The organism is Shewanella sp. SW32, from assembly GCF_025653365.1.
Taxonomy (GTDB): Bacteria; Pseudomonadota; Gammaproteobacteria; order Enterobacterales; family Shewanellaceae; genus Shewanella; species Shewanella oncorhynchi.
The window spans coordinates 1-25,565 of the sequence record NZ_JAKKSJ010000042.1; the positions used below are offsets into that span (position 1 = coordinate 1).

At 46.1% G+C, this 25,565-nt stretch carries 19 protein-coding genes and 1 pseudogene; 10 read left to right on the top strand and 10 right to left on the bottom strand.

Annotated features, from left to right (window positions below):
- Positions 1-185: pseudogene (gene tnpA / locus L5M28_RS20020) on the top strand (IS200/IS605-like element ISSod23 family transposase); the annotation flags it as partial.
- 77 nt (positions 186-262) lie between these two features.
- On the opposite strand, the gene L5M28_RS20025 reads toward tnpA, so the two are convergent.
- A complete protein-coding gene (locus L5M28_RS20025) occupies positions 263-1,222 on the bottom strand; it encodes a sodium-dependent bicarbonate transport family permease (protein WP_212600427.1) in 960 nt (319 codons plus the stop codon).
- A 138-nt stretch (positions 1,223-1,360) separates the two neighbouring features.
- Here L5M28_RS20025 and L5M28_RS20030 point away from each other — a divergent pair, with 138 nt between their 5' ends.
- Positions 1,361-2,368: a LysR family transcriptional regulator gene (locus L5M28_RS20030; protein ID WP_263196142.1), complete on the top strand. Its 1,008-nt coding sequence runs from the start codon at positions 1,361-1,363 to the stop codon at positions 2,366-2,368.
- 115 nt (positions 2,369-2,483) lie between these two features.
- Here the strand turns inward: L5M28_RS20030 and L5M28_RS20035 are convergent, their stop codons facing one another.
- Both L5M28_RS20035 and zapE read right to left on the bottom strand, forming a co-directional pair.
- Positions 2,484-4,109: a methyl-accepting chemotaxis protein gene (locus L5M28_RS20035; protein WP_263204256.1), complete on the bottom strand. Its 1,626-nt coding sequence runs from the start codon at positions 4,107-4,109 to the stop codon at positions 2,484-2,486.
- A 587-nt stretch (positions 4,110-4,696) separates the two neighbouring features.
- The gene (gene zapE / locus L5M28_RS20040) at positions 4,697-5,977 is read right to left on the bottom strand and encodes a cell division protein ZapE (protein ID WP_263204257.1); all 1,281 of its coding nucleotides are present in this window, start codon (positions 5,975-5,977) and stop codon (positions 4,697-4,699) included.
- 281 nt (positions 5,978-6,258) lie between these two features.
- Between zapE and L5M28_RS20045 the strand changes: the two genes are divergently transcribed.
- Positions 6,259-7,056: a polymer-forming cytoskeletal protein gene (locus L5M28_RS20045; protein WP_263196145.1), complete on the top strand. Its 798-nt coding sequence runs from the start codon at positions 6,259-6,261 to the stop codon at positions 7,054-7,056.
- 44 nt (positions 7,057-7,100) lie between these two features.
- Here the strand turns inward: L5M28_RS20045 and L5M28_RS20050 are convergent, their stop codons facing one another.
- Positions 7,101-8,666 carry a M16 family metallopeptidase gene (locus L5M28_RS20050; RefSeq protein WP_263196146.1) on the bottom strand — a complete coding sequence of 522 codons (1,566 nt, stop codon included), beginning with the start codon at positions 8,664-8,666 and terminating at the stop codon, positions 7,101-7,103.
- On the bottom strand, positions 8,663-10,081 hold the full coding sequence (locus tag L5M28_RS20055) for a M16 family metallopeptidase (RefSeq protein WP_263196147.1): 1,419 nt from the start codon (positions 10,079-10,081) through the stop codon (positions 8,663-8,665). The genes L5M28_RS20050 and L5M28_RS20055 overlap by 4 nt, the downstream gene beginning before the upstream one ends.
- Positions 10,082-10,297: 216 nt before the next feature.
- On the opposite strand from L5M28_RS20055, the gene L5M28_RS20060 reads away from it, so the two are divergent.
- On the top strand, positions 10,298-11,125 hold the full coding sequence (locus L5M28_RS20060; protein WP_105251567.1) for a M14 family metallocarboxypeptidase: 828 nt from the start codon (positions 10,298-10,300) through the stop codon (positions 11,123-11,125).
- 91 nt (positions 11,126-11,216) lie between these two features.
- On the opposite strand, the gene L5M28_RS20065 is transcribed toward L5M28_RS20060, so the two are convergent.
- Complete coding sequence (locus tag L5M28_RS20065; protein ID WP_105251568.1) at positions 11,217-12,131, bottom strand: L,D-transpeptidase family protein; 915 nt, start codon at positions 12,129-12,131, stop codon at positions 11,217-11,219.
- A gap of 886 nt (positions 12,132-13,017) precedes the next feature.
- Here L5M28_RS20065 and L5M28_RS20070 point away from each other — a divergent pair.
- Positions 13,018-14,748: a potassium/proton antiporter gene (locus tag L5M28_RS20070; RefSeq protein ID WP_105251569.1), complete on the top strand. Its 1,731-nt coding sequence runs from the start codon at positions 13,018-13,020 to the stop codon at positions 14,746-14,748.
- A gap of 91 nt (positions 14,749-14,839) precedes the next feature.
- On the opposite strand, the gene L5M28_RS20075 is transcribed toward L5M28_RS20070, so the two are convergent.
- Positions 14,840-15,766 (bottom strand): LpxL/LpxP family Kdo(2)-lipid IV(A) lauroyl/palmitoleoyl acyltransferase, encoded by a 927-nt coding sequence (locus L5M28_RS20075; RefSeq protein WP_263196148.1) that lies wholly within the window; start codon positions 15,764-15,766, stop codon positions 14,840-14,842.
- 103 nt (positions 15,767-15,869) lie between these two features.
- On the opposite strand from L5M28_RS20075, the gene hldE reads away from it, so the two are divergent.
- The 4 genes from hldE (at position 15,870) to L5M28_RS20095 (ending at position 19,508) form a co-directional block, all read left to right on the top strand.
- A complete protein-coding gene (gene hldE, locus L5M28_RS20080) occupies positions 15,870-17,300 on the top strand; it encodes a bifunctional D-glycero-beta-D-manno-heptose-7-phosphate kinase/D-glycero-beta-D-manno-heptose 1-phosphate adenylyltransferase HldE (protein ID WP_113939015.1) in 1,431 nt (476 codons plus the stop codon).
- Positions 17,297-18,124, top strand: a complete 828-nt coding sequence (locus L5M28_RS20085) for a hypothetical protein (protein WP_263204258.1) — start codon at positions 17,297-17,299, stop codon at positions 18,122-18,124. Before hldE ends, L5M28_RS20085 begins: the two co-directional genes overlap by 4 nt.
- Positions 18,125-18,275: 151 nt before the next feature.
- Positions 18,276-18,755, top strand: a complete 480-nt coding sequence (locus tag L5M28_RS20090; protein ID WP_263196150.1) for a TetR family transcriptional regulator — start codon at positions 18,276-18,278, stop codon at positions 18,753-18,755.
- A gap of 168 nt (positions 18,756-18,923) precedes the next feature.
- Positions 18,924-19,508 carry a hypothetical protein gene (locus L5M28_RS20095; RefSeq protein ID WP_131524277.1) on the top strand — a complete coding sequence of 195 codons (585 nt, stop codon included), beginning with the start codon at positions 18,924-18,926 and terminating at the stop codon, positions 19,506-19,508.
- A 197-nt stretch (positions 19,509-19,705) separates the two neighbouring features.
- On the opposite strand, the gene L5M28_RS20100 is transcribed toward L5M28_RS20095, so the two are convergent.
- The 3 genes from L5M28_RS20100 to L5M28_RS20110 all read right to left on the bottom strand — a co-directional run bounded on the left by L5M28_RS20100 (position 19,706) and on the right by L5M28_RS20110 (position 23,330).
- The gene (locus L5M28_RS20100) at positions 19,706-20,086 is read right to left on the bottom strand and encodes a hypothetical protein (protein ID WP_263196151.1); all 381 of its coding nucleotides are present in this window, start codon (positions 20,084-20,086) and stop codon (positions 19,706-19,708) included.
- 221 nt (positions 20,087-20,307) lie between these two features.
- Positions 20,308-21,792 (bottom strand): Re/Si-specific NAD(P)(+) transhydrogenase subunit beta, encoded by a 1,485-nt coding sequence (gene pntB, locus L5M28_RS20105; RefSeq protein ID WP_173496776.1) that lies wholly within the window; start codon positions 21,790-21,792, stop codon positions 20,308-20,310.
- Between the two features lie 11 nt (positions 21,793-21,803).
- Entirely contained in the window at positions 21,804-23,330 is a 1,527-nt protein-coding gene (locus tag L5M28_RS20110; RefSeq protein ID WP_263196152.1) for a Re/Si-specific NAD(P)(+) transhydrogenase subunit alpha, read from the bottom strand.
- 419 nt (positions 23,331-23,749) lie between these two features.
- Here L5M28_RS20110 and L5M28_RS20115 point away from each other — a divergent pair, with 419 nt between their 5' ends.
- Entirely contained in the window at positions 23,750-25,549 is a 1,800-nt protein-coding gene (locus L5M28_RS20115; protein ID WP_263204259.1) for an assimilatory sulfite reductase (NADPH) flavoprotein subunit, read from the top strand.
- The last annotated feature ends 16 nt before the right edge of the window (positions 25,550-25,565 follow it).

Consider the following 25,565-nt stretch of genomic DNA (forward strand, 5'->3'; position numbering starts at 1 on the left):
GTGCGATAAGGCTATTCAATAAATTCCCTCATGTACGTAAAAAGCTATGGGGCAATAGCTTTTGGGCCAGAGGTTATTTTGTAGATACAGTAGGTGTTAATGAAGAAATCATTAGACGATATGTGCGCCATCAAGATAAACAAGATCAGGAACATGAGGCTCAATTGTCGTTGCAGATGATGTAGTTTTTGGAATAGCCCCTTCCAGGGGCAAGTCAAAGCCGCCTTCTAAGAAGGCGGATTCTTTACTCGGCGAAGAAGTACTAAGCTGTAATGAGCGTTACCCAATGTTGATATAAGGGTAAGCCAATTAGCACGTTAACTGGAAATGTGATCCCCAGTGAGGCTAGCATAGCCAGACCTATATTGGCTTCGGGGATTGCGGCTCGAATGGCCGCTGGAGCTGCGATATAAGATGCGCTGGCACTTAATGCCGCTAACACTAAAATGCTGCCTGAAGGTAAGTCCAGCCAAACACCTACACCAATACCACACCAAGCCAATATAAAGGGCGTTACGGCGGCGAACACTAATAAGCGCCATTGTTTCAGTGGTAGCGGCAAACACACTTTAGCCGTTACTAAGCCCATTTCCAGTAAAAATAATGCCAGTAAGGTTTTGAATCCGCCTAGTAACACAGGTGTAAGCGGCGCAAGTCCCGTTGGGCCATAAAGCCAACCTATCACTACACCGCCAAGGAGTAAGACAACGCCGCGGCTGGTTAAGGCTTCGTGCAACACGCTTGATTGATTTTCATTTTTGGGTGATGTTTCAATTGCTTTTTTGGCACTTAAGTATCTGTGTAACCAGAGCATTACGACAATAGCAGGTAGTTCCAGCAGCACGAGATATAGGGTCGTTTCTGGCCTTAAGATCAACCCAGATTTTTCAACCATAGCCATCACCACCGCAAAGGTTCCCGCACTGACGGAGCCGTAATGGGCGGCAATACTAATGGCATCGGTATGGCCAATGCGAACCAGCCGGGTTAGTACAGGGTATAAGGCCAAGGGGATTATCAAACCTAAGGCAACAACCGCTAACAGCTCAGTGAACACTAAGTTTTGAGTGTGACCGTGGAGTGCCATTCCGCCCTTTAAACCTAAGGTAAGCATTAACAGTATGGATAGGGTTTCGTAGATCGCGGGTGGGACTTTAAGATCTGATTTCACTAGGCCAGCTAACAGGCCTAAGGCGAAAAATGCAATGACAATATCGGGCATAGGTATCTCATTAAGTTTGACTTTTAAGCGGTGCAAAACGCGCTTGTTTGTCGAGTGATCCTGATGGCTGGTGATTTTGGACCTAATTAGTTATATTGAAAAATAAATTGTTTACCACCTAGGTATAGATAATTATCTATGGATAAGCGTTCGTCATCGACTCAGCTTAAATTGCGGCATTTGAGTTTTCGGTTACTGCAGGTGTATGTGCAAGTGGTGCGGTTAGGTAATATTTCCGCAGCGGCGAGGGCATTGCATTTAACTCAACCCACAGTGTCATTACAGCTTAAAAAACTGGCCGATGTGTTGGGTGAGCCATTACTCGAGAGTCGTGATGGCCGCATGTTACCGACATTGATTGGTAATGAGTTGTACCGCGCAGCCTGCGATACCTTGAGTCGTTTTGAGGATTTCGATGCTTTTATGCAGCAGGCTAAAGGTGGCAGTGTCGGTCACATCAATATCGGTATTGTCACTACCGCCAAATACGTGTTGCCACGGATTTTAGGGGCATTTTATCGGCAGTTTCCACAGGTTAAAGTGACCTTAAACATTGGTAACCGTGCCCATGTATTAGGCAGATTTGAACGTCAAGAAGATGATTTATACCTGTTCAGTCATCCTCCAAGTGGCGATAACGTGTTATCTGCACGCATCATTAAAAATCCGCTGCAACTGATTGCACCAAAGGAGCATTGGGCAGTGGGTCGTGAACAAGTGAATTTTAACGAGCTTAAGAATGAGCGTTTTATCGTGCGCGAACCGGGGTCAGCCACCCGCTTAATGTTCGAGTCTTGGTGCAGCGGACAAGGCATCACGCTCGGTGACACTATGCAAATCGAGAGTAATGAGGCGATACGCTTGAGCGTCGCGTCGGGCTTAGGTTTGTCGGTGATTTCGGCGCATACCTTGCAAGAAGGGCGCGAAAAACCTGCAATTCTAACTGTTACGGGGTTTCCGCTCGAAAGTAACTGGTATCTAGTTGGCCGTAAAGATCGCCGTTTGCCCTATGCCGCCATGCAACTGGTGGACTTTATGGCGGCGCATTTGGTCGAGTGTATCGAGCCAGAATGGGTTGCCACTGATATCAGTGAACTGGCTATGCACTTTAATCATGCACCGCAAACTCGGTCCTATCACTCTTGAGTCTTGCTTGTATTATGGAATGCTTTATTAAACTAGATCATAGCGTTATGCATTGAGGGTAACGGTTTAACACATCTTGTGCCATTACCCTCTGATTCCATTATAAAGTGATACTCTAGACTTTAAATCGCGTCAGTAGATTGTTCAGTTCAACGGCGAGTCTTGAGAGCTCATGCGCTGAGGCACTGGTTTGCTGTGCCCCCGCAGCACTTTGGCTGGCAAGATCACTAATATTCACAATGTTTTTATCGACCTCGCGTGCGACTTTCGCTTGCTCTTCGGCGGCGCTTGCGATGACCATGTTGCTGTTATTCATCGTACTGATTTGGCGATTAATCGTGTTTAATGCATCCCCTGCCAATCTTGCGACTGAGAGTGCCTGTTCAGCCTTTTGGCCGCTGTGCTGCATTGATTGCACAGCCGTTTCGGTGCCGTGCTGGATTTTGTTAATCATGTCTTCAATTTCACGGGTCGAGGACTGAGTGCGATGGGCTAGGGCACGAACTTCATCAGCAACAACCGCAAAACCACGGCCTGTATCACCCGCTCGCGCCGCTTCAATGGCTGCGTTTAAGGCCAGTAAATTCGTTTGCTCAGCAATGGCGCGGATCACATCGAGAACTTTACCTATATCCCTCGCTTGAATCGCTAAGGTTTGAACAACCTGTGAACTTTGCGTCACATCCTGATTCATGTCGATAATGGCTGCGACAGTCTGATCTACCTGTTTTTTACCTAATTCGGTACTGCGGGCGGTTTCTTCAGAGGCTTCTGAAGCGAGCACCGCCGTATTGGCAACTTCATCTACTGCCGAACTCATTTCGGTAATCGCAGTTGCCGCTTGCTGTATTTCATCATTTTGTTGCTGTATGCCGCGGGAAGCATCTTCAGTGACGGAATTGAGTTCTTCGGCGGCGGAGGCGAGCTGGCTAGAGGAGTTTGCTATATGGGATAAAGTGTCGCGCAGGTTTTGCTGCATTTCAGCTAATGATTGCATCAGTTGACTGGTTTCATCTTTACCCACTGTACTGATTTTCTGTGTTAAATCCCCCCTTGCGACTGCCACAGAAATGCCTACAGCTTCCTTCATTGGCTGCACGATACTGCGAGTTAAAAATATTGCTACTACAAATGCAGCGATTAAGGAGCCCACTATCATAATGCTGTTTAGCCATTTACTCTCGTCGTAGGCTTGTGCAGTTATTTGACCTTGTTCCTTTGCATATTCAGTATTCAAGCTGCCAATGCTAATGAGCGTCTTTGTCATTTTTTCGGCTTGCACTATCATGACATCATCCATGATCCGTTTAGCTTCGGCTGCATCATTCGCCTGTAGCTTGCTGATCATCTCATCTTGATGTTTTAAATACAGATCAAGGCTGCCACTAAATTCTTGATAGAGCTCCTGCTCACCTGGCAGGCTAATTAAAGGCTCATAGTTTTTTTGATCCGTTTTAATACTCTGGCGGGTTTGCCTTAATGTATCGAGTCCTTTGTTAAGTTCAGCAGTCGAATTTGCTAATAATAGGCGAAATGTAAACACCCTAGCGCGCATCACATTGAGGTTGATGCTCGACAGACTGACTAGCGTAGGTAGGGTATTATCTTCAATTTCTTCTGCAGTGGATCGCATGGATGACATTGTCTGTAATGACATGATTCCTTGAAGTAGCAACACAAGAGCAAGTAATCCAAACGCAGCAATTAATCGTGAGCCAATCTTAAATTGTCGTAACCACATAAGTTAATCGTCCCTGTATTTAAAAGAGTTCCGTTTAAGGCTGTTCTTAATATTTTCTAGCGAATATTTCGAACTAAGTGTCATGGCGCTTAGTCAGAATCATGAGTCTTTAGTTGATTGCATAAACTATAGATTATATTTTTGAGCTTTTATGTTGCAGGTTATAAATTTGATCGATTTAAACCTATAGGCTGTAAATTAGAATAATTGAAACTAAGTTACACCGTACCTTAAAACTCAAGGTTAGCAACAGCTAGAAGCAAATTGAACGTAATGAGTCATTTGGTTGTGTGGATTGAATCGATTATGGTAGATGGATTTCCTACTTTATGTATTTGATTTTTAACTATTATAATGTTTTTTCTGTACTAGTTTGTCTATGATTGCAGATTTTCAATTTAGGTACTTATTCATCTTTCTAGGCTTGTATCTGCAAATAGCGTATTTGACTTGTTATATTCTGAATGCATGAATTATCTTGTCACTAATTGTTCCTCGAATTTTTATCGTGATGACTAACTTCTCGCTTATCAATATTAGGCTTTTGGTCTAACTCAACAGAGCGATAAATCGCTAATGTTTTACGGTCATTCACTTCGACTCATTGCTATTAATCGACTGTAGGTGCGGCGGAATTCAAAACTGAGTGCGCCACCTTGATAGAGTTCACTCAGTGGCACGTCGCAGCTGAGATATAAGCTGACATTTTGATCGTATAACTCATCAATCAAGCTAATAAAGCGCCGTGCTGGGTCGTCGTTGGCCGCATAGGAGAGTTTGCGCTCGCCCGTGGCTGCGGCTTGGTTATCACCTGTACCGTCTTCTGTGCCGCGGGCACGGATCCAGCCTTTTATTTCGCCGCCTAATTTGGGAACGCCGCTTACCATTAAGATCTTAAATCGACTGGCTATTTCGATATAATCGAGCTGGGATCTCGGGCCGTCACATAGGGCATAAAAGTCGAACCAAGCGACTGAGTTGCCTGTTGGCGCTATAGCGGCGCGGATCACTGGAATTTCACGGTTGCAGATGGTGAGGCTAGCATTACTCATTCTGCTATCACTAATGCCAATAGCGCTCATACTGAGTGTATTTGGCGTTAACCCATTCACTAGCTTGTCAAAAATCCGCTCAAAATCGAGTGTTCCGGTAATGCCGATATTGCGGGAAATCGAGGCGTTAACTTCAGCGCTATCAATGCCAATCTCGTTGTTTAATGAAGCATTGATGGCGTGCATTCTATGGTCTTGGTTGCCATTGAGATGCAGCATTTGAGTGTGTGTTTGCAGCAGTTGGATGCAAGGTAAAAATCTGTGTCTAGCTAGGCCGTTCTCATATAAGCGCTCAATAGGAATATTTGAGGTGGCGACCAGCACCACACCTTGTTTGAATAGGCATTCAAAGAGCCCAGCGAGTATCATGGCATCGCCAATGTCCGAGACAAAAAACTCATCGAAACACAGCACCTTGCACTCTTTTGCGAGATTTTTAGCTATGAGAGTTAACGGATCTCGTTTACCCGAATGTTCGCGTAATGCTTGGTGAATCCGTGCCATAAATCGGTGAAAATGCAGTCTTAACTTGCCTTCACTCGGCAAACAATCGAAAAACAAATCCATCAGAAACGTTTTGCCCCGACCTACATCGCCCCACAGATACAGACCCTTGATTGCTTGTTTGTTGATAAGGGAAAACTGTGCTGAATGTGGCTGTAGCATCAACTGCTTAAATAGCACATCGAGCGCCAACACCGCCTGTTGCTGCGCGAGATCGTCAATGAGATCTATGCTCACCTTGGCGCGATACGCTTCAAGTGGTGTCACGATTGGGGTTATCGATTGCGAGCTAGCGGAGTTTGAATGTGCCATGTCGGGGTCTCGTTGGCGGTTTGTTTTCGGTGTTTGCTGCTAGTGTGTTCTTTAGCTTTGTTTTAGTGCGATATCAACACTCACCTTTTTGAGGCATCCTGTTACTCATATTCAGGTACTCGGGAGCCATATGGCAAGATGCTCAGGGTAACATAGTCGCTGGCGTGACTTAAGTCCCGCTCTGTGGCTTAGGTTAAATACTAAGCGAAACCAGTGCTTTATTCTCGAGGACTTTTACCATAACATCTTTGTCACAAAAATAATGATATGGAATGAACCCTATGGCGAGTAAGGGCAATGGCATTACGGTTATCAGTGCACAAACCTTGATTGAGGGCGACATTCAGTTAGAGAGCGCGGCATTCATTGCGGGTAAATTGCAGGGCAAGATTAGATCAGCAGGACAAATTAAGATCGAACTTGGCGGCGAGATCTCTGGTGAAGTCAGTTGTCATGAGCTGCGTGTTTGCGGCGTATTTCGCGGAAGAGTCTGTTGTAATAAGTTGATTATTACCAGTTCTGGTGTGGTTGACGGTGAAGTCGCCAGTCATCAGATGGAGATTTACGAAGGTGGGCAGTTTATTGGTCAGCGCATTAAAGGTCCTGAACTCGATGCCTTGCCGGACATGCTACAAGCACTCGCGCCAATAGCTCAACGCTCGGATGCGCATTTATATGCCAGTGAAAGCACTTTACTAAGAGGTGAGCATCTGGCGATTCGCCCTTGGCTGTATGTTGCAGTGGCAACTGTCGTCATAGCATTAGGTTTTAGTTTTGGACCCGAGCAATTGCGTGAGTGGTTACCGAATCTTAGTAACAGCACGTTGAAAACTGAGGTGTCTCCGGCAATCGAGGGGCTTAAGGCAGTAAATGGTATGTCTCCTGATCAACCTGCTACGCCAAATAGCGCGAATGCCGACAATATGGCGGTATTTCCGGCAGATGATCCTGATCTGCAGATCATGCAGCAGGATTCGGCGATGGAAGATTTGCAACAAATGGAACAAGGCCATGAACAGATGACGCAGGGTGATAATGGCGCACCGCCTGCCAGCGACAGTGCGACCAATAAGCTCTAATCTGTCGATCGCGCATTTGAATCTTTTAGAAGGATTATTTGGCTTTAGTTGTCAGTTAGGCCAACCTTAACCCTTTCAAACTGCCACTCTGGTAGCTTGGTTTTTAAGTCAGGAAGAATTCGATCAACATCGCCCCGCAAGATAATCAATGGTTCACCGCTAAACGCCCCGTTGGCTAACTGCTGCAGCCTTTCGGGCGTTAGAGCTTGCAACTCTGCATTCAGCTTTTGCACATCAATTCGAGTTGATCCTGTCGCGACTTGGTGGATATATTGGTTTTCACGTTGAATGCTGTTGTCTTGGCTGAGCAAATCTTCACCGATCAAATAGGTTTTAAGTGCATCGATTTCACCTTGGCTAGCACCTTGCGTCTTAACTAGCGCGAGGTGATCGAGTATGCCCACCACAAACGCGCTCGTATGTTCTATGGCTGTACTGCCGTAAAACTTGATGCTGCTGGACAGCGGTGCATTGGCACACTGGCCGTAGATGCCATAGGTGAGGCCGCGTTTTTCCCGTAAATCATAGTAGAGTCTGCCCGAAAAACTGCGGCCCATGAGTGCGGATAAACTGCGACAGCTTAAGGCGACTTCCTGTGGGTTCAGTTGCTGCTGAGTTGATGCATCACTTAGGACATGATCTATGGCATAACCTAGGCGGACTTGGGTTTGCACGCTGCCCGGCGCATCAATAAGGTAAATCCGCTTGATTTGCTGAGGCTTTACTGTCTCTGGTTTATCCGCTTTCGGCACTGAATTAGGCAATAATGGCCACAGTTTAAGGCTAGCTTGAAGGTCAAATTTAGCGTTATTTGCCAAAGGGTTGGGTAGGGAAAGATGCCACTGTGCTTGTGTTACCGCCTGCTGTTGGATTTGTTGTAGTTGCCTTAGGCTGAGTGAATCGAACAATGCATTATTATTGATCACTCTATTGTAGGGATGTTCAGGGCCGAGCAGTTTATCGCGCCACACTTTATCTATCTCGGCGCCACTAAAGGCGTTTAAGTGTTTATTGAGCTTGAGTTGACGGCGAATATTGTCGACATCGGCGGGGGCGGTTGTCGCATCAACAAAGGCATCTGGCTGCCAAAATTGCAGTAGTAAGCCGTAGATATGGTTAACATCGTCGGGGCAAGTGAGGCTTAAATTAATGCTGTGCAAGCTGACACGCATATTGAAAGTCTCAAGACAGGGATCTGCGCGGCTAATGGCAAGTGCGCGGGCCTTTTCTTGAAAGGCAATCTGTAAAATATCAGGATTATTGAAGGGAACTTGCGGGCTCACTGCCGCTAAACTGACCCTGTTGCTCACACTGCTATTAATTTGAAGTGAGGCAAGGCGATGTAACTGATAGGGTAAATCCAATTCGGTATGGACTTCATCGGTAAAAATTTCATCCGTTACGGGGATAATGACGCTGCTTTTGGGTAAATGACTGTTCAAAGAGCTAGGCAAAGAATGGGCTAAAGAGTTTGGCGTTTCAAAATGGGCCAAACTCGGCGGTTCGCTCGGCGTGAAGACGATCTGCGTCTGCTGGCAGGCGTTTAGTGATAAAGCCAGAGCGCAGAACATTAAGCCTTGTAGCTGCTTTGACATTGTCTGAGTCGTCATAATACCGCATCCTCTAAACTGTCACTCATATCGTTAGGCAGCCATTCCAGTAGCGTTTTACCCCAGCGAATATACCAAGGTGGCAGTAGGTCGACTCGGACATAATCTTGGTTGAAATACCGTTTTGCGACGCTTTGGATATCGTCGGCCGTGACTGCGTTGATCCGTTGCCATTGCGCGGTAAAGGGATGGTCTTTATCTTGAGCCGACGTTGCGGAAAGCTTGGTAGCTAAGGCCTGGGTGTCATCCAGTTGTTGTAATTGATTGTTTAACCACACTTGTTTAAGTGTGCAAAGACTTGCTTCATCCAGAGCATCTTGCTGCGTTTGTGCCACAAGTCCCAATACTTTTTGCACTAAGGCATCGAGTGAGGTCCGTGCCCGTGGGACCAAGACGATATTCGCTATGCCGTGATTTTCTAACTTAAAGGGCAGGGAGTAGCTGAGCATTTGTTCGGGATTATGCAGACTGAGTTTAGCGAGTGCACTGGCGGTGTTTTGAAATAAATAGCCTTCTAGCAGCCGAATTGCCGCCGCATCGGGGTGATCTTTACCTACGGTATGCCAAGCAAGCAGTAATCCAGGCCAAGGTCCGCGCTCATCAACTAACTCAGCATGTACTTGTTTAGGCTGGATTGTTAACTCAGAAAATTCAGGTTCAGCAATTGTTGGCCTATACCAAGTCGCAAAATTTTGCTCAATCCATTGTCGGGTTTGTGGGCTCAGTTTGCCGACAAGGGAAAGCTGCATCGCATCGGGACGATAATAAGCACGGTGAAAGGCAGTTAGGTTTTCTTGCGTGGCTTGCAAGATATCTTCGCGACTGCCAATAATACCGTGACCGTAGGGAGTGCCTTTTACTTGCTCGAGTAAAAACGCCATCGCGCTACGGATATAGGGCTGATTATCTATGGTTTGTGCCATTTCCTGCAGTACGGTTTCCTGCTGATTTTTAACCGTAGTGGCGTTAAGGCTAGGGCGGATAAAGCGATCGGCTTCGAGATATAAGCCCAATTCTAATGCTTGGTTTGGCAGCGTCACATAGTAGTTGGTGTAGTCAAAATGCGTGCTGGCATTAAAACGTGCACCTAAAGCACTGAACTGCTGAGCATAGGTATCGCCGGGGGCATTTTCACTCCCTTTAAACAACATGTGCTCAAACAGATGGGCGTAACCGCTCTGACCTTGGGCTTCGTTGCGGGCGCCTAAATTAAATTGGCTGGCGACTGTGACTGTTTGTTTATCTGCCATGGGCAGTAATCGCACTGTTAGGCCATTTTGTAGCGTATAGGTCTCTATATTCGCTTCGAGCGCATATAAGGCTTGTGCATCTTGCTCGGCGCGACATTGGGCCTGTAGCGTATGACTGAAAACACTGGCCGAAAGGGCGATAAAAAAGGTGATTTGAGTGTTCATAAGTGCGTCCTGCCGAGCTTATTTTTTAATTTGTTAAATGCCTTACTCAAGCTGGATACCATTAACGACAGGCAATTGATACATTTGCAGCTATCGATACAGATTGCACCACTGTCGACGACTGCTCGGATTTCATCGAAATCAGTTGAATAGCATTCAGTTTTTGAAAAGAACTGCTATGATGGCACAGTTCTTTTTCTGGCATAAGTACAAGATATGGTAAGCAGATCTCCGTTCGAATCCTTTCAGTGGAAAAGCGATATTTTTAACTGTGAAAGCACTGATATTGATAATTTCTATCTGCTGCTTGAGCAGGAAATGACCCGTTTGGGCATGGTTGAGAAAACATTGGGTGAAGTAGGTAAATACGATGTTAGCTTGTATCAGTCGCCGGCCGCTAAGTCAGGCTTACCTTCTTTATTGATCAGCACAGGATTTCATGGCGAAGAATCTGCAGGCCCATGGGGTTTGTTGCATTTTTTGAGTGAAGCTTCAGCAGACCTATTTGAACGGGTGAACTTGAGTTTATTGCCCCTCGTCAATCCTACTGGATTCAGCCGTGGTCATAGATTTAATAAATACGGCGAAAACCCAAATCGTGGTTTTGTATTTGAGAACGGTAAACCTAAAGCGAATGAACATACATCGGTTGAAGGTAAGCTATTGTTAGAGCATGCACAGTTACTGCTTGCTGCGAGTCGAGACGGTATTTTAACTTGCCATGAAGATGTCTTGAGTCGTGAAGCCTATGTGTATTCTTTTGAGCCAAGCCAAGTGCCTGGACGTTTTAGTCTCGATCTGCGAGATACTTTAGGTGGTTATTTCCCGATTGCGGTAGACGGTGAGATTGATGGGTGTCCTGTTAAGGATGGTTTGATCTTCAATCATTTTGATACGTCTTTTGAAGCTTGTTTAGTACGAAGTGGTGCTCGTGTCGGTGCTTGTACTGAAACGCCTGCGTTGCAAAACTTCGATCAACGCGTATTAGCAAACAGTGCTGCTATGACTCACTTCTTGGCCCTGTGTGCACCTTTATGTGATTGATATGTTAGTCTATTACGTTAGTGAGTAGCCTGACATGACAAAAAATACCCGCAGATTGCGGGTATTTTTTTAGGTGGTATTCGCCAGTGAATTATTGATTAATTCGCATTGGCACACCAGTACGTTCATCGAGTAGCTTCTTGATCACAGAAGAATCAGTGTCAGCTTTAGCGATAAACTTAGCGATCTCTTTTGGCAGTGATATCGCAACGGGCTCATTTGATTCAAACTCCGCCACAGTGCGAGACAATGGTTGATGCACGGCTAAGTAGCGTTTACCGTCTGGCTCTTCGGTTGCTTTAATCGGCTGGTTCACAAATTGTACCCGGGTTCCCACTGGTACAGTCTTGAATAGATGCTCGATATCTTCATGGCGTAAACGCACACAACCTTGACTGACACGCAAACCGATACCGAAACTCGCGTTAGTACCGTGAATCGCATACAAGTTGCCGATATACAGCGCATACAGTCCCATAGGGTTATCTGGACCGGCTGGCCATACCGCTGGCAGGATTTCACCTTTAGCAGCATATTCTTTACGAATGCGCGGTGTGGGTGTCCAAGTTGGGTTCGCACGCTTGCGTTGTACAGTGGTCACCCAGTTTTCTGGTGTGTCTTTACCGATTTGGCCAATACCAATAGGCAACACTTCAACAGTCTTTTTGCCTTTTGGATAGTAATACAACCGCATTTCAGCCACGTTGATCACTATGCCTTCACGGGGAGCGTTTGGCAGGATCAATTGCAATGGAATGATCAGTTGGCTACCTGGTTTTGGCAGAAATGGATCCACACCTGGGTTAGCTTCGAGTAAGTTACTGAGACCAAGTTGGTATTTGGCTGCGATATCTTCGAGAGTGTGTTTACCCTCTGGAACCGTATAATACTGGTTCTCGCCAATTAGCCTGCTTTGGGCGGCTGGTAAAGGATATTCCGTTGCTAAAGCGGACAGACTAGGGAAAACCAAAGTCAATAATAAAGCTGTGGTGCGAAGCATACTCATAAGCGGATACTACGATTCCTGTTAATAAAAAAGCGTGTTTAACGCAGCTTTCTCTCTTAAAACGAGAGCGGCAATTTGACGAGCAAAATGCACTGGCGCGCGAAGCTCGCATCCTTCCTTATTTTGGACATTATTTCAACTGAAATATGATCAGTACGGCGTATTTATCGCTTAATTTTTTGTTTTAACGGTTTTCCTTGGCGGCGTCAATTGCCAGTATTTAGTCTTGTCGTTAAAACCTGCTGTACTCAATTGTCTTGTGCATGCCTTCCTGCTTGATGAAAAATATTTGCAGTGTTAACCAATCTAAAACGTGTCTGTTTGAATGGCGAGCATGTATGGCGTTACTGGAACTGAATTGATTTGTTTTGGGAAAACAGTGTGTGGTCCTTTTCTGACAAGGCTATTGCTCATCGGATAAAGTGAGTTTAAATCATCTCATTGGCAAATAAATGGAGTTAAAACAATTAGCTTAAGAATAATGTTCAAATATTCACCTTTTATACGACATTATTTTATCTGGCACTAAATTGGCTATGATACCGTTAGTTTATGCAGGTTTGTGAGCTGAGTTTTGCTTGAATGATTTGAGTTTACGTTCAGTTTGTTATTTTTAACTATTTGATATTTATTTGTTTTAATGCTTATTAAGTCGTGTGGTGATGTTCTGCTATCCTTTAGGTTTTACGTTCGCCTTTATCTAAAGGTTAATAGAAAGTTGGTTTTATGACATTTTTTATGTAGATGATTGAAATTTAATATTTAACGCTCCAATAATTCGATATTTTTGTGCTAATATAAAATCATAAAATTGTGAGTTGAGTCATTTTTAACCTCGGTGATTTGTCTATCGTTTAACTAAACAACCTGTATTAAGGAGGCGTTTGTGGATGCAGATTCCATCAATAGTTTTTTTCTGATTGGCGCCTTGCTTACAGCAGTGAGTGTTTTACTTAGTCCTATGTCTTCCCGTTTGGGCATCCCTATTTTATTGATTTTCCTCGCTGTGGGTATTTTGGCTGGCGAAGATGGCCTTGGTGGAATCCAGTTTGATGATTATTCAACTTCCTATTTAGTCAGTAACTTAGCCTTAGCGATTATTTTACTCGATGGCGGTATGCGCACCCGCGTTGCCAGTTTTAGGGTGGCGCTATGGCCTGCATTATCGTTGGCGACCTTTGGCGTTGCCATTACGACCAGTATCACCGGCATGATGGCCGCATGGTTGTTCGACTTGCATTGGTTGCAAGGTTTGCTGGTGGGCGCGATTGTGGGCTCGACCGATGCCGCTGCGGTATTTTCCCTGCTTAAAGGGCGTAGCCTTAACGAGCGGGTTGGTGCGACCTTAGAAATTGAGTCCGGCAGTAACGATCCCATGGCGGTATTCTTAACCGTAACCTTGATTGCCATTCTTGCCAATGTCGACAGTGAGTTGTCCTTCAGCTTTATGCTTATTAGCTTTATTAAGCAATTTGGTCTGGGGATCTGTTTAGGTTTAGGCGGCGGCTGGATGCTGTGGAAGCTCGTCAATTTAAGCAAGTTAGCTGATGGTCTGTACTCTATTTTAGTTTTAAGCGGTGGTCTGATTATTTATGCTGCGTCCAACAAACTGGGTGGTAGTGGTATTCTGTCGATTTACTTAGTGGGTCTGTTCCTCGGCAATAAGCCAACCCGTGGCCGTCATGCGATTTTGAACGTACTGGATGGTATGACTTGGGTCAGTCAAATCGGCATGTTCCTCGTATTAGGGTTATTGCTTACCCCTTCAGATTTAGTCGATATCATGATCCCAGGTTTTGCTCTGGCATTCGGAATGATTTTATTTGCTCGCCCTGTCGCCGTATGGATCAGTCTATTGCCATTTAAGAGCTTTAGCAGTCGCGACCGCTGGTTTATTTCTTGGGTGGGGTTACGCGGCGCTGTGCCTATCATCTTAGCAGTATTCCCTATGATGGCTGGCTTACCGGGTGCTCAGTTGTACTTCAACTTAGCCTTCTTCGTTGTATTAGTGTCGTTGCTGGTTCAAGGTGCATCTTTGACCACAGCAGCGCGTTTAGCTAAGGTGGAACTGCCCCCAAAGCCGTTACCCGTTTCGCGCTCGGGAGTTGAAATTTACCCGAGCAGCGAATGGGAAGTGTTTGTCTATCGTTTGAGTGAAAGTAAGTGGTGTATTGGTGAGCCGCTAAAGCGCTTAGCTATGCCAGATGGGACACGGATTGCGGCGGTATTTAGGGATGACACTTTGTTGCATCCATCGGGTAGCACTCGCCTCGAAGCGGGCGATATACTCTGTGTGCTGGGTCAGGAGAAAAGTTTAGAAGCCTTGAGTAACCTCTTTAGCCAAGCGCCAGAAAATAAAGAAGTACAACGATTCTTCGGTGATTTCTTTATTGAAACAGACGTTAAGCTTGCGGATCTCGCGCCTATTTATGGTTTGAGTTTAGATAATCTCGCTGATGATATGACAGTCGCAGACCTTGTGGTATCTCAGCTTGGCGCCAATCCTGTACTTGGGGATCAGTTCCACTGGCAGTCGTTGCATTGGGTGGTGGCGGGGTTGTATGAAGGTAAAGTCACTAACGTAGGTATTCGTTTACCGACTGAGAATGCGCTCTAATCCTATGTGCTAGATGGTCCTTACTATCGAAAGTTACCATAAAAAATGCCAGCTTATTTGCTGGCATTTTTGTATTCAAAGCTAATTGAGCTTATTGATATAAAGATTTGTCCGTTGGATCGGGACGGGTCTTAAAGCGGCGATGTAACCACATATATTGGGCGCGGTTTTTATCTATGATGGATTCGATAATCTTGTTACCGCGAATCGCGTCGGCTAATTCATCTTCGCCGGGGAAATTATTCAGCGGTGGCATCACTTCAATTCGATAGCCTTTATCATCTGTAGTACGTTCCACAAAAAAAGGCAGGACTTTAGCTTTGCCGAGTTTAGCTAACGTGGTGGCACCGGTAATCGTTGCCGCATCTGGCATGGCATAAAATGGGATAAATACCGCGCTTGATCGGCCAAAGTCTTGATCGGCCGTGTACCAAATCACATCGGGATTGCGTAGGCAGCGTATCATTTGGCGCAAGTCGCGTTTAGAAACGAGACCTTTATTCGAGCGTAAACGGCCTTTGACCTGCAGGTATTCCATCACAGGATTATTGTGTGGGCGATAAACCCCCACGCCGGGTTGGAATTGGCCGAAGATACGTGCGCCCATTTCCAGCGGTAAACAATGCACGGCAAAGAGGATCACGCCGTGGCCAGCATTTAACGTGTTTTGTACGTGTTCTTCGCCTTTGATACTCATGTGCTGCTGCACTTTTTCATCGGGCCACCACCATGCATTGATGGTATCGAAAATGGCTTTGCCCGTTTCTTCAAAGTTACGCGTGAGTAAATCTTCTCGCTGTGCTTCCGTCATTTCAGGGAAACAGAGGGTCAAGTTACGGCGCGCTGTGTGGGTGCGGCCAGCTGCGAATTTCATTACTAAGCGACCGAATCCCTTCCCCAGCGTCATCTGCCAAGGAAGCGGTAGAAGCTGAGTTAAACGCATCAAAAATACGCCAAACCACATGGGCCAATGCTTAGGATGATATAAAGAAGATGAAAACTCGGCTTTCTCGACCACAAAAATACTCACTACTTTTGAAAATTACTGCTCATTCTAACTCAATTTTTGCTGAAAATTAGGTACAATCACGGTTTAATTTCTGCATAAAGATAAGAGCACTATGAAGGTTTCTCTGCCAGCATTTGAAAAAGCCAGAGTGTTAGTCGTCGGCGATGTGATGTTAGACCGCTATTGGGTTGGCCCTACGGGACGTATCTCCCCTGAAGCCCCCGTACCTGTGGTGAAGATTAATCAAGTCGAAGACAGACCCGGCGGCGCGGCCAACGTGGCGCTCAATATCGCGACCTTAGGGGGGCAAGTCCAACTTGCCGGGCTCGTCGGCCAAGATGATACTGCCCATGCCCTAACGCTCGGTGTGCAAACTTTAGGGGTTGAACCCCAATGGTTAAGTATTACTGATAAACCAACCATCACTAAGCTGCGGGTGTTATCACGTAATCAGCAGCTTATCCGCCTCGATTTCGAAGAAGCCTTCGACAAGGCCGATAGCGTGCGTTTATTGAAACAATCCGAGGCCTTACTCGATTCTGTCGATGTCGTGGTGTTATCTGACTATGCAAAGGGCGCTATCGATCAGCCACGTGATTTTATTGCCTTAGCGCGTTCGAAAGGTGTGATGGTATTAGTCGATCCTAAGGGCAGTGACTTTGGTCGTTATCATGGCGCGTCACTCATTACCCCAAATATGAGCGAGTTTGAAGCTGTTGTTGGCACTGTGACCTCTGAAGCCGACCTGTTGGAAAAAGCCCGTGGTTTACTCAAGCAACATCATTTTGATGCCATTTTAGTCACCCGCTCTGAAAAGGGCATGACCTTAGTGACCGCTAATGCGCCTGAGTTGCACATTCCTACCGTTGCCCGTGAAGTCTATGATGTGACGGGTGCTGGCGATACTGTGATTTCAGCCTTAGCAACCTCATTAGCCGCGGGCGCCGATTTACCGCAAGCTTGTGCGATTGCGAACACCGCCGCAGGCGTTGTGGTCGGTAAACTTGGCACTTCTACCGTGAGCCGCATTGAGCTTATTGAAGCTTTAGCTTTGCACCATGGAGAATCGGGTTTTGGGGTGGTGAGTGAAGATCAACTGGCCTACGCCTTAGAGCAAGCCAAACTACGCGGTGAACGTGTGGTGATGACTAATGGTTGCTTTGATATTTTACATGCGGGCCACGTGAGCTATCTTAAACAGGCGAAAGCTTTGGGCGATCGTTTGATCGTCGCGGTAAACGATGATGCCTCGGTTAAACGCCTCAAGGGTGAAGGCCGTCCAGTTAATCAGGTTGATCGTCGTATGGCTGTGCTCGCTGGCTTAGCTTCTGTCGATTGGGTTGTGCCTTTTAGTGAAGATACGCCGCAGCGCATCATTACTCGATTGCTGCCAAATCTGCTGGTCAAAGGTGGTGATTATAAGCTTGAGGATATTGCTGGTGGCGCTGAAGTGATTGCCGCAGGTGGTCAAGTGCAAGTGCTGGGCTTTGAGGATGGTATTTCAACCACGGCGATTATACAAAATATCATGGCGAATCAGTGAGCTTAGTCGCTCTGGCATTCGCATCTAGCCTGACTTGGACGCCCATTGCCGATAAGCAGGCTTTGATTTGCCCTTTACCAGAGCTTGGCACTTGCTTGGCATTATTGCCAGAGCAAGTGTTGGTGCAGCTTCCTGCAACACTCGAACAATTTAGGCTTGATTTAGGCCGCAGAAGTGCCATGGTCATGCCCGTCGATGACAATAAAATTGCGGGCCTAGTCTTAGTGAATGAGCAGCGGACACCGCAAGTACAGTTAGCCAGTGTCGATATGGTGACCTACCAATTACCTTTGCTTGAACAGCCGCAATTAACCCTATGGCATGAGCTCGGTCATTTGGAGAACCTTGCTCTGCAAGGCTCTGTGTTACCTACTCACTTGAGTGCATATCAACATGAATGGCTAGCTGACATTTATTTAGTTTGGCGTATCGCACGGGAAAAAGGTGATTTTGCCTTGGCGTGGCAGCAATACCACAGACGCAACCTTGACGCATTAACAAGCCCGCAATATTTGTCTCATTGGAGTTCGCCAATGTTGATACAAGTGTTGCATCGATACAATGTTGCTCAAGTGGCTAAATTTGCCGAGTATCGGGACTTTTTAACGAATTTTTACCCTAAAGCAGAGCAATTAGAGCCGAGATTATTAGGTGAGTATTCGAGCTTGATGCAACGCACTTTTGGCGCGAGTGTATTGCAACCCCTTCCTGAATATCTATTTTGGCGAAAAGCTGATCTTGGACACTATCTCCAACCGACGTTCGTTTTACTCATGGGCGAAGAAAAAGCACATAACTGGTTGGTACAAAATTCAATGTTATGAATGTGTTAATTGAATCGGTGGTGAAGCCTGTTTTAAACTGAACCCTAGCTGAACAAAAGTGAAATACGCTGGTTACGGCCCAGTGAACAGCAGTAATCCCTGAGCGGCTTTGGTAAGCTTTCCCCCTAAAAATAAGAGGGGAGACATTACTATGGCTAAGCGCTCGCGAGTACAAACTGAGCAAACCATAAATCAAATTATGGATGAAGCGTTAAGACAAATTTTGACTATCGGCTTTGAGACTATGTCTTATACTACGTTATCTGAAGCAACGGGTATTAGTCGCACAGGTATTAGTCACCATTTTCCACGCAAAAGCGATTTTCTTGTTCGTTTAGATAGTCGTATCGGCAATCTATTTGTTGCTGCGCTGAATTTTTCTAGCCAAGAGGCATTGGAAACATCCTGGATGCAGGCAATGCAGGAAGAACATTACCGCGCAGTATTGAGACTATTCTTTAGTCTTTGTGGTGGTGCGAATAATGAAATTACCCTCTTTAGAGCGGTGAGTACAGCGCGTCAGCAAGCGATTGCTGAGTTAGGCTTAGCAGGCGATCGCACGATCAACCACCTATTAGGCCGTACAGCTGTGATGTTGCTATCCAATTTTGATGTGGCAAAAGCAGCATAATAGACTGACCAATGAATATAAAAATGGAGCCAGATGGCTCCTTTTTTGTGGGTAAAAATCGTGATTTGTACTGAGGTAAGTCATACCCCAATAGTGTAGGATGACCACTTAACAATGATTTAAGTTAGTGATATTGCCTTGTACTCTTGATTTGACAGGATAAAACATATGGACATGACACCCATCTCTAATGAGGCAGATATGCCTAAACGCACCATTAAGCTTGATAACACTGAGCTTATCAAAACCAGTTTTTGGGTGAGTCAGATTTTTATAATCATTGCGACTGTTGTTGGCGTGTATTTAGCCGCGCAAGAAGGGTTGTCACAGGCAATTAAATTTGATGCCCTGAGCAATATGCAGAATAACTATCATCTGCGTCATGCCCTATATGACGAAGTGAGTGACAATGTTGAAATCTTGAGTCATTACGCTGACACAGTTGAGACTGTGAGTAGTAATAGTTTAGTGAAAATGCATCCACAGATGGGATTATTTGTCTGGGATAACATGCGCTATTCTGCCAATGCGCTAGAAACACCGAGTGATATTTTGTCTGATATTCGTCGTTTGTATTTAGAGTCTGAGAAGATCATTAGTAATATTGAAACCCGTCACTATAGCGTTTCTTACGGTAAGGATCAGTTGCAAAATGTATTGAGTAAAATCAAAGAAGATACTTTGCCAAAACTCAAAACGAATTATGAAACCCTGTCAAAAGAGCTTAAAGATAACGATATTGCCGTCGACTAACGTATCTTGGCTTAACTCCCACCAAACATCAGGGGCCATTCTTATCCCTGATGTTTGAATCCATTGATGAATTCAGTGTTGCTGACAACACTTCTACATGGTCTGCTTTAGTCCCCCCCATTATTTATGGCACTTAAGCTAATGATGAATTTACCCAGCTTTTATTCGTCTGCATTTGTCATCAAAACCTTGTTGAGTTAGCTTAATTTCTGTCGATAGGCTTGAGTTAATTTTTGCTGTTGTAGATAGATGCGAATCGCCAAGAAGGTTAATGCAGCAGCAATCACGGCACTGATTGCGTGGTGTAAGACTAAGTGACTTATCAGGAATGTGGGCAAGTCTTCAAAGCTGTCGATAAGGAAAAGCTTAGTGATTAAGCCGATATAGACGAGAAGATGCAGAGCCGCACCAGTGATAAAGAGTCGTTTAAATTTATCAATCAGTTTGATATCTAAATTGATATTAAACCATCGACAAAACAGGTACCCACTCAGGCCGATGGTAATCGATATCCAGCCAAGCCCGAGTAATGAGGTTTTGATTAACACGGCAGACAGGATAAACAGCCCAAGCAACATTTATTATTTCCTTAAACCAGCTTTAGATTTAACTTACTGTTTTAGCTTACATTAAGCATATCAGCATTGTGGGCAGATAAGCCTCACATCATATTGGCGCAGAGACTAGCTTAATAGGCTTAAAAAAATGTGAAAAGAAAGGGAGCCATTGGCTCCCTTCATTTCTTTAGAATAGTGTTTATCGCCTAAACGATTTCTACTCTGTTGATATTAAATCAAACTCAAAGTGCCTTTAAAATGGCTTCAACACTGGCCTTAGCATCCCCAAACAGCATTTGGGTATTTTCTTTGAAGAACAGTGGGTTTTGCACGCCGGCATAACCTGTGTTCATCGAACGTTTAAAGCCAATCACGTTTTGTGCTTTCCACACTTCCAGCACTGGCATACCTGCGATTGGACTGCCTGGATCTTCCATTGCCGCGGGGTTAACCGTGTCGTTGGCGCCGATAACGAGCACGACATCTGTGTCTTTAAAGTCTTCGTTGATTTCGTCCATTTCGAGCACGATATCGTAGGGGACTTTCGCTTCAGCGAGCAGTACGTTCATATGGCCTGGTAATCGACCAGCAACTGGATGGATACCAAAACGCACTTTCACGCCGCGATCACGTAGTTTTTGAGTGATTTCCGCAACAGGATATTGCGCCTGCGCCACTGCCATACCGTAACCCGGAGTGATGATGACTGAAGTGGCATTTTTCAGCATATCCGCCACATCTTCGGCGTTGGTTTCACGGTATTCACCCATTTCTTCATCGGCAGTCGAGGCCACACCATCTGTGCCAAAGCCGCCCGCGATAACTGAAATAAATGAGCGATTCATGGCCTTACACATGATGTAAGACAGAATCGCACCCGATGAACCCACTAACGCGCCGACCACAATCAAGAGGTCGTTCGACAACATAAAGCCTGCCGCTGCCGCTGCCCAACCTGAGTAGGAGTTCAGCATAGACACAACCACTGGCATATCCGCGCCGCCAATGGATGCCACTAAATGCCAGCCAAAGGCGAAGGCAATCAAGGTCATCAACAGCAGTGCTGGCATAGTGCCGCCTGTCTGTACGAAGTATACCAACAGGGCTAAAGACACTAGCACTGCGACTAGGTTTAGCTTGTGGCGATGTGGCAGCATCAGAGGTTTAGATGAAATCAGTCCGCGTAACTTACAAAAGGCAACGATAGAACCCGTAAAGGTCACCGCACCGATGAAGATCCCGAGGAAGACTTCGACCAAGTGAATGTTAAGCATAGCGCCAGTGAGGTGCTCTTTGCTGGCGGTCTTCACCGCTTCACTTAGCGCATCTTGTACTGCGGCGAGGGTCGTATTGATATCACCACCGACTGCCACCACGACTTGTGATACTTCCTGTGGGTGTAAGTCGATAAAGCTGTTGAAACCCACTAATACCGCGGCCATACCCACAAAGCTGTGCAATATAGCAACCAGTTCAGGCATTTCAGTCATTTCGACTTTTAGTGCTAAACGGATACCAATCGCGCCGCCAATCACCATAGCGATTAAGATCCACGCAATTCCGTTAGTATCGGGGTTGAAAATGGTAGCCAGTAGGGCGATTGCCATACCTAAGATACCGAATAAATTGCCGTGTTTTGCCGTCTCTTGCTTCGACAGTCCCGCGAGACTGAAGATGAAGAGAATGGCGGCAATAATGTAAGCTGCTGTTACCAGTCCTTGAGACACGTTAAACCCCCTTAATCCTTACGGAACATCTTCAGCATGCGCTGAGTGACGGTAAAGCCACCGAAGATGTTAATACTGGCGATCAGCACGGCGATAAACGCCAGTACAGTGACCAAAGTTGAACCCTGACCGATTTGCAGTAGGGCGCCGACCACGATAATGCCAGAAATCGCGTTAGTGACTGACATTAGAGGCGTATGCAGTGAGTGGGATACGTTCCATACCACGTAATAGCCAACAACGCAGGACAGCAAGAATACTGTGAAATGCGACAGGAACTCTGGTGGTGCTACCGATGCCACGGCAGCAAATCCAGCAACGCCTAAGGCGGCGAGCACGTATTTGAGCTTAGATGGTGCCTTCGGAGTGGTATTTTTCGGCTCGATTTTCTCCGCTGGTTTTGCTGGCGCCGCAGAAACAGAAATCGGTGGTGGCGGGAAGGTCACTTCACCTTCTTTAATCACTGTCATATTGCGCATGACTACATCATCAAAGTTGATGCTGGCTGTGCCGTCCTTTTCTTTACACATTAACTTCATCAGGTTGACTAAGTTAGTGCCGTAAAGCTGTGAGGATTGCGCCGGTAGACGACCGGGAAGGTCGGTATAACCAATCACTTTTACGCCGTTAGGAGTAACAAACAGCTCACCCGATTGCGTGTATTCGCAGTTACCACCCGTCGCAGCGGCTAAATCGACGATCACTGAGCCGCTCTTCATGCTATCAACCATGGCTTTGGTGATGAGCTTAGGCGCTGGACGACCAGGGATTAGCGCTGTGGTGATGATGATATCGACTTCTTTGGCTTGTTCGGCAAACAGTGCCATTTCGGCGGCAATAAATTCATCCGACATGGTTTTAGCATAACCGTCCGATGAACCACCTTCCTCGTTACCAAAATCCAGTTTAAGGAATTGGCCGCCCATAGATTCGATTTGCTCGGCCACTTCTAAGCGGGTATCGAAGGCGCGCACTATGGCGCCAAGCGATCCAGCTGTACCAATGGCGGCAAGGCCAGCTACACCAGCACCAATGACTAACACTTTGGCGGGCGGTACTTTACCTGCAGCGGTAATTTGGCCAGTAAAGAAACGGCCAAATTGATGTGCGGCTTCAACAACGGCGCGATATCCACCAATGTTTGCCATAGAGGAGAGGGCATCAAGTGACTGGGCGCGGGAGATGCGTGGCACCATGTCCATTGCCATCACGTTGATCTTACGTTTAGATAACTTCGCAACCAGCTCAGGGTTTTGTGCGGGCCAAATAAAGCTGACGATAGTCGCCCCGTCTTTGATTTGTTCAATTTCGGCGTCGCTTGGCGCATTGACCTTAAAGATCAGATCGGCTTGCCAAACGTTTGTTGTCACCTTCGCGCCCGCAGCTTCAAAGGCTGCATCATCGAAACTTGACAGTTGACCCGCATTGGCCTCAATAACAACTTCAAAGCCGAGTTTTTTAAGCTGCTCAACGGTGGCTGGGGTCGCGGCGACCCTAGTTTCACCGGCGAGACTTTCTCTCGGTATTCCAATCTGCATGACTACTCCCTGATGGTTTATATAATCGTTCCGCCTGCTGTTCTTCCTTCATCGTACTCAACTGCAAAATCTGTCGTCACCAGCGTTTATTCGGCGGGTGATTCGAGTCAGTTAGGGCATTCAATCCAGGATGGACACTTTTTGTTTTTAAAACAAACTATTCTGTGGGCAACAGACATTATTGTTCGACAGGCTCATGACCATTGTGGCGATACTTTAGCTTGGCACAAGTGCATATTTCTCAAGCAGGCCGTTTCTGCACTGGTCGGATCAAAAACTTTTAACCAGTGCACACTTTTGTAGCTTAAATTTTGCACTTTGTATATTCCAAAATGGAATTAAAAATCCTATTTTATTCTTTTTTGCTTTTCTTAAACCGCGATAAGCTTGTGGACATTACACTGTCATAGGGCCGTCTCATGTTGTTAAAAGAACTTTCATCGCTGGCTTCGCCATTGTCTCAAGGACAAGTCGAGAAGCTAAAACAACTCACTTCTGAGTTAAGTGCTGTGCAATTGGCCTGGGTGAGTGGCTATCTTGCTGCTACAGCTAATGCGGGCCAATTAGCGCCCGTCGCGCAGGCGCAAACGGCTCAAACTGTGACTATCCTCTATGGCAGCCAAACGGGTAATGGCCGTGGTGTCGCCAAAGCGCTCGCCGATAAGGCGCAAGCGCAAGGTTATGCGGTCAATCTGGCTTCAATGGGCGAATACAATGTTCGCCAATTAAAGCAAGAAGCTGTGCTATTATTGGTGGTCAGCACCCATGGTGAAGGTGAAGCGCCGGATGATGCGATTGAATTACACAAGTTTTTAGCATCGAAACGTGCCCCTAAGTTAGACAATCTACATTACTCTGTGCTTGCGCTGGGGGATTCTAGCTATGAATTTTTCTGCCAAACCGGTAAAGACTTCGATGCCCGCCTAGCGGCACTCGGTGCTAAATCACTATTACCTTTAATTGAATGTGATGTGGATTATGAAGCTGCCGCGGGCCAGTGGCACGCCGATGTATTAGAGGCCGTTAAGCCGCTAATCGAAACCTCGTCCGCCAGTGTGGTATCCATCGGCACCGCTAAAGCGATTGGCGAAAGTGAATTTACTAAGCAAAACCCATATAGCGCCGAAGTGCTTGTGAGCCAGAAAATTACCGGCCGTGGATCAGGCCGAGACGTGCGCCATGTTGAAATCGACCTTGGCGACTCAGGGTTAACCTATCAAGCGGGTGATGCCCTTGGTGTGTGGTTTAGTAATAACGAAGTCTTAGTCGATGAAGTCTTAGCGGGTCTGTCATTAGCCGCCGATGAGTTAGTGACCCTTGGTACTGAATCCTTGTCCCTTAAGCAAGCTTTGGTTGATAAGAAAGAATTGACTCAGTTATACCCTGGATTAGTCAAAGCATGGGCCGAATTGAGCGGCAGCGCAGAACTGCTGGCATTGAGCGAAGATAAAGAACAAGTGCGCCACTTTATCCTTAAGCATCAATTTGCCGATTTAGTCACTCAGTATCCGTTATCAAATAACTCAGTAACCTTAAATGCAGCAAAACTGCTTGAGCTACTGCGTCCATTAACGCCAAGACTTTACTCTATCGCCTCAAGTCAAAGCGAAGTCGAAACAGAAGTCCACTTAACTGTGGCCTTAGTGGAAGATGAGCGCCACGGCTCAGCACGTTTTGGCGGCGCGTCACACTTCTTAGCGTCTGCGCAGGAAGGCACGCAAGTTAAGGTTTATGTTGAGTCGAACAAGCATTTCCGTTTACCCGAAAATCCAGAAACACCGGTGATCATGGTGGGCCCTGGTACCGGTGTTGCGCCGTTCCGTGCCTTTATGCAGGAGCGCGTAGCCCAAGGTATTCAAGGCGATAGCTGGTTATTCTTCGGCAATCCACACTTTGAGCAGGATTTCTTGTATCAAACTGAGTGGCAACAGTATCTGAAAAATGGCGATCTCAGCCGTATCGATGTGGCGTTCTCACGCGATCAAGCTCATAAGATTTATGTGCAGCACCGCATTAAAGAACAAGGCCAAGCCCTGTGGCAATGGTTGCAAAATGGCGCGCATCTTTATATTTGTGGTGATGCTGAACGTATGGCCAAAGATGTTCACCAAGCCTTGATTGAGGTGGCAGTCGAAGTCGGTGGTTTGAATACCGAAGCTGCCGAAGCCTATTTTGAAACCCTGCGCAGCGATAAACGTTACCAAAAAGACGTGTATTAATCTCAACCGTTGCGCA